General features: G+C 47.5%; 14 protein-coding genes. 5 read left to right on the top strand and 9 right to left on the bottom strand.

What is annotated here, in order from left to right:
- Positions 1-6: 6 nt before the first annotated feature.
- Complete coding sequence (locus HFD87_RS09430) at positions 7-408, bottom strand: hypothetical protein (protein ID WP_167423290.1); 402 nt, start codon at positions 406-408, stop codon at positions 7-9.
- A gap of 71 nt (positions 409-479) precedes the next feature.
- On the opposite strand from HFD87_RS09430, the gene HFD87_RS23150 reads away from it, so the two are divergent.
- From HFD87_RS23150 to HFD87_RS09420, 3 genes are read left to right on the top strand one after another with little or no spacing between them, the layout of a single operon-like run.
- Positions 480-752 carry a helix-turn-helix domain-containing protein gene (locus HFD87_RS23150; protein WP_371742428.1) on the top strand — a complete coding sequence of 91 codons (273 nt, stop codon included), beginning with the start codon at positions 480-482 and terminating at the stop codon, positions 750-752.
- Between the two features lie 12 nt (positions 753-764).
- Positions 765-1,364, top strand: coding sequence for a phage repressor protein CI (locus HFD87_RS09425; protein WP_371742432.1), 600 nt, complete (start codon positions 765-767; stop codon positions 1,362-1,364).
- 27 nt (positions 1,365-1,391) lie between these two features.
- Positions 1,392-2,978: a P-loop ATPase, Sll1717 family gene (locus HFD87_RS09420; RefSeq protein ID WP_167423289.1), complete on the top strand. Its 1,587-nt coding sequence runs from the start codon at positions 1,392-1,394 to the stop codon at positions 2,976-2,978.
- Between the two features lie 260 nt (positions 2,979-3,238).
- Here the strand turns inward: HFD87_RS09420 and HFD87_RS09415 are convergent, their stop codons facing one another.
- Complete coding sequence (locus tag HFD87_RS09415; protein WP_045139896.1) at positions 3,239-3,538, bottom strand: DUF1493 family protein; 300 nt, start codon at positions 3,536-3,538, stop codon at positions 3,239-3,241.
- Complete coding sequence (locus tag HFD87_RS09410) at positions 3,532-3,990, bottom strand: STM2901 family protein (RefSeq protein WP_033771981.1); 459 nt, start codon at positions 3,988-3,990, stop codon at positions 3,532-3,534. The genes HFD87_RS09415 and HFD87_RS09410 overlap by 7 nt, the downstream gene beginning before the upstream one ends.
- A gap of 966 nt (positions 3,991-4,956) precedes the next feature.
- Between HFD87_RS09410 and adhP the strand changes: the two genes are divergently transcribed.
- Together adhP and HFD87_RS09400 are read left to right on the top strand one after the other, a co-directional pair.
- Positions 4,957-5,979, top strand: a complete 1,023-nt coding sequence (gene adhP, locus HFD87_RS09405; RefSeq protein ID WP_010258714.1) for an alcohol dehydrogenase AdhP — start codon at positions 4,957-4,959, stop codon at positions 5,977-5,979.
- A gap of 213 nt (positions 5,980-6,192) precedes the next feature.
- Positions 6,193-6,330 (top strand): hypothetical protein, encoded by a 138-nt coding sequence (locus tag HFD87_RS09400; protein ID WP_010258717.1) that lies wholly within the window; start codon positions 6,193-6,195, stop codon positions 6,328-6,330.
- A 97-nt stretch (positions 6,331-6,427) separates the two neighbouring features.
- On the opposite strand, the gene HFD87_RS09395 is transcribed toward HFD87_RS09400, so the two are convergent.
- The 6 genes from HFD87_RS09395 to betA form a co-directional block, all read right to left on the bottom strand.
- Entirely contained in the window at positions 6,428-6,613 is a 186-nt protein-coding gene (locus tag HFD87_RS09395; RefSeq protein WP_033779017.1) for a hypothetical protein, read from the bottom strand.
- Positions 6,614-6,715: 102 nt separating this feature from the next.
- Positions 6,716-6,976 carry a hypothetical protein gene (locus HFD87_RS09390; protein WP_010258727.1) on the bottom strand — a complete coding sequence of 87 codons (261 nt, stop codon included), beginning with the start codon at positions 6,974-6,976 and terminating at the stop codon, positions 6,716-6,718.
- Between the two features lie 180 nt (positions 6,977-7,156).
- Positions 7,157-8,299 carry an acyltransferase gene (locus tag HFD87_RS09385; protein ID WP_010258734.1) on the bottom strand — a complete coding sequence of 381 codons (1,143 nt, stop codon included), beginning with the start codon at positions 8,297-8,299 and terminating at the stop codon, positions 7,157-7,159.
- A gap of 200 nt (positions 8,300-8,499) precedes the next feature.
- Positions 8,500-8,829: a multidrug/spermidine efflux SMR transporter subunit MdtI gene (mdtI, locus tag HFD87_RS09380; protein ID WP_010258739.1), complete on the bottom strand. Its 330-nt coding sequence runs from the start codon at positions 8,827-8,829 to the stop codon at positions 8,500-8,502.
- Positions 8,816-9,166, bottom strand: a complete 351-nt coding sequence (gene mdtJ / locus HFD87_RS09375; RefSeq protein WP_010258741.1) for a multidrug/spermidine efflux SMR transporter subunit MdtJ — start codon at positions 9,164-9,166, stop codon at positions 8,816-8,818. Before mdtJ ends, mdtI begins: the two co-directional genes overlap by 14 nt.
- A gap of 429 nt (positions 9,167-9,595) precedes the next feature.
- Positions 9,596-11,278 (bottom strand): choline dehydrogenase, encoded by a 1,683-nt coding sequence (gene betA / locus HFD87_RS09370; protein WP_010258743.1) that lies wholly within the window; start codon positions 11,276-11,278, stop codon positions 9,596-9,598.
- Positions 11,279-11,291: the final 13 nt, after the last annotated feature.

Raw genomic sequence — 11,291 nt, 5'->3', positions numbered from 1 at the left:
ATCAAGTTATGGTTTGATGTAGCGGCATTTGATTGCTTGCTGGCGGTTCTTCTCACGCCAGGCAGCAACATTGATAAGCGGATTGCCATGTTTCGTCATGGTGGTTTCTACCACTTCGCCGGTCTTACGATTGGTGCGGTTCTGCGTGTAGGTGAAAGATGGGGTAGAAGCGAGCAGCACAACCCCATTAGCAATCCATTTCTCCAGCACCGACAAGCTAATACGGTTGGCTGCAGCAAAGTCTTGTTTGGACATTGTTGGGGAGGTTGCAAGTGTTACGGCTTTGTTTACAGCGTCGTTCACTGCTTCGCTGATGAACGGCATCAAAATCACTGCGACATTGGCAATAAAATCTTGAGATTGCACTAAGTCAAATGCGTTCTGGATGTTTGCATTTTCAGTATGCATAACGCAGTATCTCCTCATGGCCGTTTTGTTCTACGGTGTTTCATGTGGTGTGCTACATCCTGGATCAACAAATGACATTCAGTAAACAACATTTGTTATTTTTGTGGTGGTTTATGGATTTTAGCGAAGGCTCAGCTTTAGAAATTGTTGCTCGTCTCTGTACTGCATATGGCGTTACCACTCAGAAAGCTTTAGCCGGATGCCTTGGTATACCTGCAGTCAATGTAAGTAATTGGATACAGCGGGACAGCGTACCTGGTAGCGCTTTCGTGAAATGTGCTTTAGATACAGGGAGCAATCTTAGCTGGCTTGTAGTCGGGAAGCATTGCAAATGCAAACTCTGAGGGGAATTCAGAATTTTTAAAGGTGCCTCTCTTTACAACGAAATAACTTCCAGTGGCGGCAAACCTGTATTACGTCGCATCATGGACGCCTACGGTTTTACTCTCCAAAAACAACTTTGTGATCTACTAGGGATCTCGTCTGGAACTGTCAGCACCTGGATTCGGAGAAATTATTTCCCCGGCGATGTTGTTGTGACATGTACTCTTGACACGGGCGTATCACTAAGATGGCTTGCGACGGGAAGGGAGGGGTATAAGAGTAGTAGTGAAAAAGCCAAATCTTCTGAATATATTTTTCATAAGAGGTTGGCTGCGGGTGTACTAAAGGATGCGGGAACTTGGCTCGCCGATTTAAGTTTTATTCACTATCTACCCGATGAACCTTTGTTCATAACAAGCAGCAATGGGGCTTGGATTGTTGATTTAAGTATAACAGCAATAAGTAATGGTCGATGGCTGGTAGGCATTAATGATCGGTATGATATATATGATATTGCTCTATTGCCTGAGCATAAATTAAGCGTGATGTCTAAAGGTAATAACTTTATTTGTGGAGTTGAAGATATTGAATGTGTGGGGAAAGTTGCTTTGACAATCTCATACGATAGTTGAATTATTTTTTAGTCTAAAAGGAATTGTATGAAAAAAATTAACGAACTAGTTATTCCTTCTGTTGATGCTATCGACTATACATCAGAAGACAAAAAAGATTTTTTCAAAGATTCATATCTGGCTACAAGCTTTTCTGAAAAGGCCTGCAATCCAAGTTGTTATTATTTTGTCGGCGAAAAAGGCACTGGAAAAACAGCGCTTGCATTTCACATTCAGAATGATGAGCCCAAAGGTATAAACGCTAAGTTGTTACCTATATCAGAGGCTCAATACACTCGATTCATAAACTTAAAAATGTCAGGTAAATTAGCTTACACTGATTATCCATTAATATGGCGCGCGACAATACTTTATTTAATGTGTAAGTTGATAATTAGCAAGAGGAAGCGCTGGTATCATAAAATAACAACAAAATTTAGCAAGCTGGAAGCTGCCATAACAGCTTATGATAAAGGTGCGCATATACCTGACTTGGAGTATGTTATTGAATTTGCAACATCTTTAACTGAAGGGGGCAAACTGTCTGCAGATGTTCCTGAGGTATTTAAAGTCGCATTAGAATCTAGTGAAACGAACTCAGTCAAAACCACTCAGACATCTATCAAAGCTTCGTTATTAGAATGTGAGAAAGCTTTAAAAGAGAGCTTGGTTGAATTAAAACTAAACCATCAAATGGTTCTCTTTTTAGATGGTATTGATGCAAAACCAGGCGAGGTGGAATTTAATGAATACCAGAAGTGTATTGCGGGTTTAGCTGAGGCGTCATGGAGTTTAAATAAAGATTTTTTTACAAAACTAACCCACTCTACTCATAAGCCTCGCGTAGTGTTATTGCTTCGTCCTGATGTATTTGATTCTTTAAACCTTCACAATTCGAATTGTAAGTTAAGCGATAATTCTGTTGTGTTTGATTGGAGTACATCAAACGTGAGTTACAAATCATCTGATTTGTATAAAATGTCTGATAAGTATTTTAGCTCTCAAAATGGCGGGAACTATGGTTGGGAATTTTATTTCAATGACAATAACACTAACACTAGATACAAAACATACAAACGACTGTTAAGAAACTCCTACCAGCGTCCAAGGGATATCTTCTCTGCAATAAAAATACTTATAAGTATCCATAAGAGAAATAACGTCAATCAAAATCTTCTTTTTTATCCTAACGACATTAATAGCCCGGAGTTTACTAAAATATACTCTCAATATCTTTTAGGAGAAGTAAAGAATTATGCAAATTACTATATCTCTAATGCACAGTTTGATATGCTAATATCATTTTTTCAACACTTTGATGGTAAAGGTAATTTTAGTGAAAAAGAGTTTGAAGACGCATTTAATATTTTTATCAACAGGTTAGATCAAAGTGTAAGGGAAAAAATATCAATACTTCAAGATTACGACTCATTCCTTCAGTTTTGGTACGATGTTAATGTAATAGGTTATAAAGAACAAACAGATCGTAATGGGAACAGTTTTTATCATTGGTCATACAGAGAAAGAAATACAATGAATGTTATGCCAAGGATAAAGAAAGGGTGTAACTACATAATTCATTCGGGGATTTCTAAAGCTCTTGATATAGGAAAACCTACGATTAAAAATAATTAAACCTATGCGATGGTGAGTTGCTCTTGCCATCGCAGTTCTGGTTAAGCCAATTACTCGCCATTCACGCATTTAAATTATTGATTTTAAAGTTAAATAATAGTATTCGGTCTTTTTTTGTGTGTAAAGTTCACAAACTACTCCAGAACGCCTGAAGAAGATGAATTACTGGAGAGGGTAAGAGATTATCGCGATCCACTCTTGTCCTCTGGAAGAGGCCGCAACAAACAGAAGAGATAGGCGCCTGCATTAGCAGGCGTTAATTATTTACCCAACCAGCGTCCGGCCTGTGCAGACTCAATTAACAGACGAATAGTCAGCGGATCGTGCGGCGCGGTGAAATCTTCCGGGAAATATTCGGCAAACGTGATAGTACTAGGATTAATGCCAAATGTTTCAGCATACCGCTCTAGCAATTCATACGCGTCAAGAGGATCCATGCGAAAGTCATTGTTCAGATCGGTATCCCGCTCAAGCTTATAACGTCTTAACGTAAACAAACTTCTGCCGTTATAATCTTCAACCAGCGCAAATACAGCTTTCTCTATATCCTCGTTTACCATATCTTGTCTTCCTTATGAGCAAGAAGGTTATATTTTGCCGTAGTTTTCCAGCCAATTTCTGCCACATCAGCGGCCATAATTACCCAGCCTAAAACCGGGATTGTACGACCGACGAACGTCCCCAGCTTGTGAGTCATTAACATTTTAATTTGAAGAGGGTTTTTAGGGTTCTGTATCCACGTAGGTAATCTGAATGGAAGACGGTAATCCCGTAACAGCTTTCGAGAATAGACCGAAGCATAAGAGGTGCCTTTCCATGCTCCGTTTAGCTTACCGGATACGTCAATCGTATTTTGCCCCGAGTAAATCGCAACCAGAGCGATGATATCCTTTTTACCGCTGAAGTGCTCTGCAGTCACATCAATCATTATCCAGAAATAAAGCTCTCCTGCAGAAAGGTTAGTAAGTCCGCCATAGAAGTAAGTTCCGTTTAACTGCTCCGTTGTATCCATACCATTCCCTTAAATGGGTACTGTAATGGTCAAAACTGTATCACATCAATTCCGGTCACTGCCAGATGCTGGCTGGCGCTATCTGATGCATTTTGCGACTCTCAAAGCCATAGTTGTCGCTCCGCTGGTATCAAACGATCACGATGCGCACGCTCGGGTCGTTGACGCAGCATGATCTATGCATCTTATTCCTCAGCCCACAGTAGCTAGCATCGCAATGGCGGATCACTTGATGCATGCTTTGAATGCAGTTTTACTAACGTTCATCTCATCATTGCTACTATGGCAGGTTTTGCCAGCGAGAAGAAAAAGCAAAGAGTCTGTCAATATATAAAGGTCAACGCGCCTCATAACAGATATTTAGTTATTGTGAAACCAATAGGTTGATTTGTGAAAAAAGTAAATATAAGTTATGGGGTGCTCTATGGCTGCATTACAGGATGTTTACTTATGAAATCTTTAATTCATATAGGTTCTTGAAATTGAAGGTAAACATCAAAAAATATTGGGTGCAGGCTATGTTTAACAGCGAAGGGAAAATTTCTGATGCTCTATATGGGATTCTGAATAAATGAAGCGTGATATTTTATGGCTGATTCAGTCATTTTTCTATTTAGTTCCTTCTGCAGTTATTGTGGCTGGCGTGTATATCTTCATCTGCTTTGTTCCGCAGTATGCAGCACTTCTTAGTTTTGCATGGGTTATTGTAGTTTCTTATGTGTATATTAAATTTAACCGATGGTGTTGATAAAATCCTGACATATTAGTGAGCTTAAAATTTGGGTTGAAAAGCGAACGCAAAATAACCCTATTAGCTTAAGGTGCCCGGTCTCCATCCCAAAAACCCACTCCACTCTGCAACAACAGAAACAACCCTGCCAGCCTCGCACCCAAAGCTTACCTGTCATCTTGTCATCACCGCGGTTTGGCTTATCCTTAAAGCTTCAATCAAAAGGAGCATCGTTTATGAAAGCGGCAATTGCTAACAGTGAACACAAGGTTGAAGTGGTTGAGAAGACGCTGCGTCCTCTCAAAACGGGCGAAGCACGGCTCAGGATGGAATGCTGTGGCGTATGCCATACCGATCTGCATGTGAAGAACGGGGATTTCGGTGATAAAACCGGCGTGACGCTGGGTCATGAAGGTATCGGTATTGTTGAGGAAGTCGCGCCAGATGTGACCTCACTTAAGCCTGGCGATCGTGCCAGCGTGGCATGGTTCTTTAAGGGCTGCGGGCACTGTCAATACTGCAACTCCGGTAACGAAACGCTCTGCAGAGAGGTCGTCAATGCCGGTTATACCGTCGATGGCGGCATGGCTGAAGAGTGTATCGTCGTTGCAGACTATTCGGTGAAAGTCCCCGACGGGCTTGATCCTTACGCCGCCAGTAGTGTCACCTGCGCCGGTGTCACCACCTATAAAGCGGTGAAAGTGTCCGAGGTAAAACCGGGTCAGTGGCTGGCGATTTACGGTCTGGGCGGGCTGGGAAACCTCGCTCTGCAATATGCGAAAAACGTCTTTAACGCCAAAGTGATCGCGGTTGATGTGAGCGATGGGCAACTGGCACTGGCGAAAGAGATGGGTGCCGACCTGGTCGTAAACTCGGCCAGCGAAGATGCGGCTCGCTTTATTCAGGAGCAAACCGGTGGGGCGCATGCGGCTGTGGTAACGGCGGTTGCCAAAGCAGCGTTTAACTCTGCTGTCGATGCGGTCAGGGCCGGTGGTCGGGTGGTGGCTGTCGGACTGCCGCCGGAAGCGATGAGCCTGAATATTCCACGTCTGGTGCTCGATGGCATTCAGGTAGTAGGATCGCTGGTCGGGACGCGTAACGATCTGGCGGAAGCTTTCCAGTTTGCGGCAGAAGGGAAGGTGGTGCCGAAGGTGACCAAAAGGAAGATTGGTGAGGTCAATGCCATCTTCGATGAGATGATTCAGGGCAAGATCCGCGGCAGGATGGTAATCGACTTTAGCGGTCAGTCTGCTGAATAATCCGTGCTGATAATCGCAGAAGCCCGCGCCGTGCGGGCTTTTTTATGCCTGTAAGGCCAGTTCCCTTCCTCTGAATGCGTAAGCGCACATTCCGTTAAAGCATTAATAAGCGCGGCTTTATGTTTCATGATGTGATTTTCACTTGAACTTTACCGGTAACATTATAGTTTATGGGGTGAAGTCTGATTACACACATCTGAAGGAGGGTTATTTATGGCTAAGCATCACTTACTCAAATCCATTGAAATTGCAGCGATTGTGCTGTTTGTCCTGATACTGGCGTATCTGGCGGTTACCGGTCTGCTTTCATCAACTGGCGTTGATCACGCCTGGCCGTATCCCAGTAAGTAATTGAGTGCCGCACCAGGGAAATTATAAATAATATAAATAGATAACCGATCCTGATACAGGACATAAAAAACCCCGCAATCGCGAGGTTAATCAGAGTCTACACCAGGCTCACCGAAAGCAGAGTCAGCTCTTCGGTTTCCAGCGACAGGTTTTTTTTGGTTTCGAACATAAAGGCTTCCAGCGCCTCCTCGACATCGTCGCCCTCGATAAAGGCGTGAGTCGTGACATGATTTTCACCTTTGGGCTTAATCACGTAAGAAACAAACCACTTCTTCTTTTGCATAATGCTTATCCTCTTCTGAATAGGTAAATGCCGCACACCGGCAATAATGAGCTTTCCCGCCAGCAGTTCAGCGGAACATGTACGGGTTCGGTCTGACAAAGACTAATCGAGCGGGGCCGGATGCAGCAGGTCGATCACGTCGTCAATTTCATTACTGGCCGCATGACGATCAAGTGCAACCGCATAGTAGCGTCCCTTGCAGTAGTGCTTTGTTACCGCCACCCGATGGCCGGTATCGCTGTCAGCTTCACCGCCGGTCAGGGTCTGCAGGTGGGGCGGGATAACCAGCTCACTTTCGAGTTGTTCTGCTTCAATGATCACTGCGCCACCGTCGGTGGATAGCAGCAGATGCTGAATACTCATGTTCTCTCCTCTGAGTCAGATTGCTAACCGGCAAAGTGTAGTTCACCTCAGCGGGTGTGCTGGCGACGGGCTTAATCAATGCCTGAGCAGGCTCGTTATCACAGCCAATTGCGCTTTTCCTGGCAAAAAAAAGCCCCGAAGTCGGGGGCTTTTAAGAAAGGGATGGCCTGCGTTAAAAACTCAGCTGGTCTGATCGGCCAGCTTCGGCTTAAGCACGCGCTTACCAATCTGAATGCCGGGCTTCTCAACATACTTATAGAGTAAAGAGGCCAGCGCATAGGTCACCGGGATGGCAGAGACGCAGACAATCAGGAAACGCATCATGTCGCTCTTAAACTCGATGTCGGTGTGATTGAGCAGCAGTGCGATCAGCGGGATTACAATCAGCAGATGCAGCAGGTAGACCGAAAACGACACGTCGCCCAGCCAGGTGCTGAGACGGTTGTTCAGCAGCTTACGCGGCAGAGCAATCAGCGTTGCCATCAGGCTGCCCTGCGGGTATTGCCACAGAATCGCCGTCATACCGACGATCATCAGCGCCTCCATAATCACCTGCAGCTTAATCGCACCCAGGCCCATCGCCACGCTGGCGACCGGGCCGAGCAGCGCAAAGGCGACGTAGAGCAGGGATTTACGGCGGATCGCCTCGGCCAGCAGCATGCCCGACAGGAACATATTAAGCTTTATCAGGATCATTGAAGGCATCTCAAACGCCTCATAATAATCTGCCAGCACATATCGGCCAGCGCAGCAGAGCGCCATGATGCCAATCAGCGATGCGGCATAACCAAAGCGCAGCGTCACCAGCATGATGAACGGGAACAGCAGATAGAACTGCATCTCCAGCCCGATGCTCCAGTCAGGCAGCACGGTATTAAAACCATATTCGGGCAGCAGGCCGAACAGGAAACTGAAGTGGGTCAGGATGTTTGCCAGCGACTGGTCGTTGTAACGCGACGACTCAGTGGCGGTGCCGGAATAGAAATGAGCAATGGTGTCACGCATCTCGCCAAACCACGGGCCATAAATCAGGGCGATGATTAACAGCAGATAGTAGAGCGGGGCGATGCGGAAGAAGCGCCGGATCCAGAACTTCTTGATGGTCTCTGTGCTCTGCCACGGCTCTTTCTGCTGACGCTCGACGTAGTTTTTCGCCATCAGATAACCCGATAACAGAATAAACAGATCGACCCCGATGCCAGGGGATGAAATAAGCGTGATGTGGCAATGAACCAGTAAGCTGATATGGCCAACTAATACCCAGAGAGAAGCGATGCCGCGTAATCCCTCCAGCTCCGTAGACCAACCTCGTGTTGCAGACATAACTATTCCTCGTTTTTATCCGACCTTCGGCGCTCACTAAGCCTCAAGGCAACAGATATGTAAACGGGCCTTTACAAAAGTAAGAAGATTCCGAGCACAGATAGGAGTGAAAAATCAACCGAAACAGGGCGGGAAAGCACAGGAAGTTAAGGGCGTGCAGCGGCACACCCTTAATCAATAGCACTGATTGAGAGGGCCGATCAGGCCAGTTTTAACAGGATCATACCGGCCAGCAACAGGGTCAGGCCGGCCCAGCCTTTGCGGTTCAGCCGCTGGCCAAACAACACCCATCCGGCCGCGACAGTAGCGATAATCCCAAAACCGCCCCAGACCGCATAGGCGATCGAGAGATCGATACCTTTGACCGCCTGAGCGAGTGCGCTGAATGCGAGCAGGACACAGCAAAGGGAAAGCAGACCGTACAGCGGTTTCTTAAACCCATCAGAATATTTAAGGAATATGTTAGCGGCAATCTCCAGCACGATAGCCAGCGCCAGCCAGGACGCATGAACAAGATCAGCGATGAGCATGATTAACCTCCGCTGATGATTGGGTGCCGGTTTTGATCAACACAATTCCGACGATCAGCGTCACCAGCCCACAGATTTTCAGCGCTGACAGCGTTTCACCAAACAGCTGCACGCTGAATAACGTAATCAGCATGATGCCGATACCTTCCCACAGCGCATAAGCCACGCCCAGGGCGATACGTTTAATGGCGAAACTCAGCAGAATATAAGAACAGGCAATCATGCCCAGCATCATCAGGTAGCCGGAATGGCTGCCATTGAGGCTGGACCATTTCATAAAAAGGGTACCAATAATTTCAGTAACAATAGCGAGTGATAATAAAACCCAGGCGCGCATGGGTGCTCTCCAGCAACGATAAATGACGACCTGCAACAACGCACAACGTGCGGGCAGACTCAGAACAGTTCGAAGTGGTGAGGGGACTACAGGGCGTTACGCCAGTGCTGATCGGCGGCGTTCCAGCCAGAAAGGCAAGAGGGGGAATGCAGGGGGTTTGACATGAACATTCTGCTCATAAAATTTACAACACATCCACATTGTTGCTTCTCATCAGTGGACGGATAGTGCCTCCGGTTAAATAGACGCTGGATTTATAGCATTCTGCACATCACCAAATCAACAGCAGATGCTGCTATGTTTGATGTCTGTTAAGGTTTGATGATTTGAAAAGGGTGACGTGTGGGAAAGGATGTGTGGTAAACCGTAATGAAAAAAATAGCCGGGCAACAGAAGTGCCCGGCAATTATTAAGTGACGCTGTCACGTATCATTCAGCGCGCTGCGGAACCGTGCGAACGGGCGCATCACCCGCAACATAGTAAGCGGCGGTGCTGCGCGGCAACGGATCGCGTCCACGAATCTTATCGGCAATCTTCTCGCCAATCATGATAGTGGTGGCGTTCAGGTTACCGGTGATGATCAGCGGCATAATCGACGCATCCACTACGCGTAAGCCTTCCAGTCCATGCACACGACCTTCGCCATCAACGACGGACATCGGGTCGTTACCCATCTTACAGGTGCCGCACGGGTGATAAGCGGTTTCGCCGTGGTTACGCACGAACTCATCCAGCTGCTCATCTGTCTGGCAATCCAGTCCCGGACTGATTTCACGGCCACGGTACTTGTCCAGCGCCGGCTGATTGATGATCTGGCGCGTGATGCGAATCGCATCGCGGAACTCATGCCAGTCCTGCTCATGCGACATGTAGTTAAACAGAATGGCCGGATGACGACGCGGATCGCGTGACTTCAGGCGTACATGACCGCGGCTTGGAGAACGCATCGAGCCAACGTGACACTGGAAGCCGTGGGCATCAACCGCGTTGGAACCGTTGTAGTTAATCGCCACCGGCAGGAAGTGATACTGAATGTTCGGCCAGCTGAACTCTTCGCGGCTGCGGATAAAGCCACCCGCTTCAAACTGGTTGCTGGCACCAATACCGGTGCCGTTAAACATCCACTCCGCACCGATTTTCGGCTGATTCCACCACTTCAGAGCCGGATAGATTGAGACCGGTTCTTTACACTCATACTGAAGATACATCTCCAGATGGTCCTGCAGGTTTTCACCCACGCCCGGCAGGTCGTGAACCAGCGGGATGTCGAACTGTTTCAGCAGCTCAGGAGAACCCACGCCAGAACGCTGCAGGATCTGCGGCGAGGCGATAGCGCCGGCACACAGCAGCACTTCACGGCGCGCGGTCACTTTGTTGATGGTGTTGCTGTCGCCCTGCAGGTACTCCACGCCGACTGCACGCTTGCCATCGAAGATGATGCGATCGGTGGTGGCATGCGTGATGATCTTCAGGTTGGCGCGGCCTTTGGCCATATCGAGATAGCCACGCGCGGTGCTGGAGCGACGACCATTTGGTGTGACGGTACGATCCATCGGACCGAAACCTTCCTGCTGATAGCCATTAAGGTCGTCAGTGCGCGGATAACCTGCCTGCACGCCCGCCTCAATCATCGCTTCAAACAGCACGTTATTGCCCGCTTTAGGCGTCGCAACACACACCGGGCCGTCGCCGCCGTGGAAATCGTTCGGGCCGATATCGCGGGTTTCCGCTTTACGGTAGTAGGGCAGGCAGTCCAGATAGCTCCAGTTCTCCAGTCCAGGTTCGCTGGCCCAGTTATCGAGATCCATCGCGTTGCCGCGGATATAACACATGCCGTTAATCAGTGATGAACCGCCCAGACCTTTGCCGCGACCACACTCCATGCGGCGATTGTTCATGTAAGGCTCAGGCTCGGTTTCATAAGCCCAGTTATAGCGTTTGCCCTGTAACGGGAAGGCGAGGGCCGCAGGCATCTGGGTGCGAAAATCAAAGCGGTAATCCGGGCCGCCCGCTTCCAGCAACAGGACGCTCACGTTGCTCTCTTCGGTCAGACGGGTAGCCAGAACGTTTCCTGCGGATCCGGCTCCAATAATAATGTAATCAAATTCCATTCATCGTTCCTCA

It is taken from the genome of Pantoea sp. EKM21T, assembly GCF_011800405.1.
Taxonomy (GTDB): Bacteria; Pseudomonadota; Gammaproteobacteria; order Enterobacterales; family Enterobacteriaceae; genus Pantoea; species Pantoea agglomerans.
Note: the sequence above shows the minus strand (reverse complement) of the source record. Positions and strands in the feature narration are given on the sequence as shown.

What these genes read in the sequence shown, in the direction of transcription:
- HFD87_RS09430 (WP_167423290.1), bottom strand. Translation starts at nt 408, where the DNA reads ATGCATACTGAAAATGCAAACATCCAGAACGCATTTGACTTAGTGCAA.
- HFD87_RS23150 (WP_371742428.1), top strand. Translation starts at nt 480, where the DNA reads ATGACATTCAGTAAACAACATTTGTTATTTTTGTGGTGGTTTATGGAT.
- HFD87_RS09420 (WP_167423289.1), top strand. Translation starts at nt 1,392, where the DNA reads ATGAAAAAAATTAACGAACTAGTTATTCCTTCTGTTGATGCTATCGAC.
- HFD87_RS09415 (WP_045139896.1), bottom strand. Translation starts at nt 3,538, where the DNA reads ATGGTAAACGAGGATATAGAGAAAGCTGTATTTGCGCTGGTTGAAGAT.
- HFD87_RS09410 (WP_033771981.1), bottom strand. Translation starts at nt 3,990, where the DNA reads ATGGATACAACGGAGCAGTTAAACGGAACTTACTTCTATGGCGGACTT.
- adhP (WP_010258714.1), top strand. Translation starts at nt 4,957, where the DNA reads ATGAAAGCGGCAATTGCTAACAGTGAACACAAGGTTGAAGTGGTTGAG.
- HFD87_RS09400 (WP_010258717.1), top strand. Translation starts at nt 6,193, where the DNA reads ATGGCTAAGCATCACTTACTCAAATCCATTGAAATTGCAGCGATTGTG.
- HFD87_RS09395 (WP_033779017.1), bottom strand. Translation starts at nt 6,613, where the DNA reads ATGCAAAAGAAGAAGTGGTTTGTTTCTTACGTGATTAAGCCCAAAGGT.
- HFD87_RS09390 (WP_010258727.1), bottom strand. Translation starts at nt 6,976, where the DNA reads ATGAGTATTCAGCATCTGCTGCTATCCACCGACGGTGGCGCAGTGATC.
- HFD87_RS09385 (WP_010258734.1), bottom strand. Translation starts at nt 8,299, where the DNA reads ATGTCTGCAACACGAGGTTGGTCTACGGAGCTGGAGGGATTACGCGGC.
- mdtI (WP_010258739.1), bottom strand. Translation starts at nt 8,829, where the DNA reads ATGCTCATCGCTGATCTTGTTCATGCGTCCTGGCTGGCGCTGGCTATC.
- mdtJ (WP_010258741.1), bottom strand. Translation starts at nt 9,166, where the DNA reads ATGCGCGCCTGGGTTTTATTATCACTCGCTATTGTTACTGAAATTATT.
- betA (WP_010258743.1), bottom strand. Translation starts at nt 11,278, where the DNA reads ATGGAATTTGATTACATTATTATTGGAGCCGGATCCGCAGGAAACGTT.